Here is a 1489-nt window from a genome sequence, read left to right as displayed (position 1 = left end):
TTTACCCAGTGGTTTTTGTTTGGGCCGGTAGAGTGGTTTAAAAGACAGCTCCGTGCACGCGCCCGGTGCGGTGCCGGTGGCGGCTCGGCCCCCGCGGGCCGTGGCTCCGGGGTTCGAGTCGGCCTTCCCGGGCCCCTCCATCGGCACCGAGAGCGAACTCGGCGGGTTCGTCGTGGCACTCCCGGAGAGCGCGGACCGGGCCTTCGCCTTCGTGTCGAAGGTCGACTCCGACGAACCCCTGCTCATGGTCACCAAGGACATGAGCAAGGGCGGGTACGCCAACCCGACGGAGCTGCCGATGGCTCAGCGCGGCAACTGGCAGACGCACACCGTGGAGCTGATCACCTATCCGTCCCGGCTGGGTGACCAGGCGGCGCTCGGCGCCCGCAACGACGCGACCCAGTGGCTGCTCGATGTCTTCAAGGAGCGGCTCGGCGTCCACAACCACCGGCCGCTGGAGTCGATGACCAGCCCGGACGGGCTCTACCGGTTGCAGGTGACGAGCGAGAGGCACGTCATCGCGACGGGGACCGGCCTCGAACTCGAAGGCCTGCCCTCCGTCTCCATGCCGACCACCCAGCAGCAGGCCACGGTGGGCATCAGGGCCGTGGACTTCGGCTCCCGCGCCACGAACGAGCTGAGACTGCTGGCGGACCATGCCCACTGGTACAAGCCCGCCTTCCGCAACGACGACGCCCTGCGGACGGCGCTCGCCCGCGAGGTGCTCGACGCGCCCGAGCAGGTGGAGAACGCGTACACCTATATGAAGTCCGTCATCGACTTCACCTCCGACCTGGTGCACAAGCACGGCATCCCCATGGAGGGCTGGGCCGGCGCGCCGCCCTACCGGGGTCTGACCCACCCGGCGGTGAAGAACGAGTGGTCGGTCCTGCCCCGGACCAGGCCGAGTCTGGTCCTCGACGCCCTGTCGCCCGGGGACCGCGCCGTGACGCTGAGACTCCTGCGCGAGGCCCCCGCCCTCGGTGACGAGGCGGTGTGGAAGGCGGCGAGGCAGTACATCCTCACCGGCAACGAGGTGGCCGGACGCGGTATCAACAACGCCACTGTCGGTGGGGAACGAGCCCTGCTGTTCGAGTTCCGCTCACTCCCGGACGAGCTGAAGGGCGCCGTACCGCACGAGAAGGTCCCTGTCTCCGTGGTGACCGACCCCTTGGCGGAGCTGGGCGGGAACCGGGTGGCCGGCGTACGGAGGATCAACGAGTTCATCTCCACGCCGGAGAACAGGGACGCCTTCGCCGACTGGTACCGCACCGAGTTCCCGAGGGATCCGGACGCCGCGCGCATCCACCAGAACAAGAGCACCGACGCGGTCCTGCGGATGGCGGCGGCCCGTCACAAGGCGGAGTGGATCAGCCTGCAGCATCCGCAGGCATGGCAGGACATCACCGCCGGGCGCGTGGCACCCGCCGCCATGCCGTCGACGTCTGCCGGCCCTGCCGTCCCCGCTGCCCCGGCCGCTCCCCCCGTC

The 1489-nt window shown here is 69.6% G+C and carries 1 protein-coding gene; it reads left to right on the top strand.

The window, feature by feature from the left end; all coding sequences use genetic code 11:
• Positions 1-52: 52 nt before the first annotated feature.
• A partial coding sequence (locus P1P70_RS44510) for an actin cross-linking domain-containing toxin (protein ID WP_319248175.1) occupies positions 53-1489 on the top strand: 1437 nt, incomplete at its 3' end.

This window comes from Streptomyces sp. MB09-02B, assembly GCF_033794485.1.
Lineage (GTDB): Bacteria > Actinomycetota > Actinomycetes > Streptomycetales > Streptomycetaceae > Streptomyces.
This window is presented reverse-complemented; position numbering and strand designations above follow the sequence as displayed.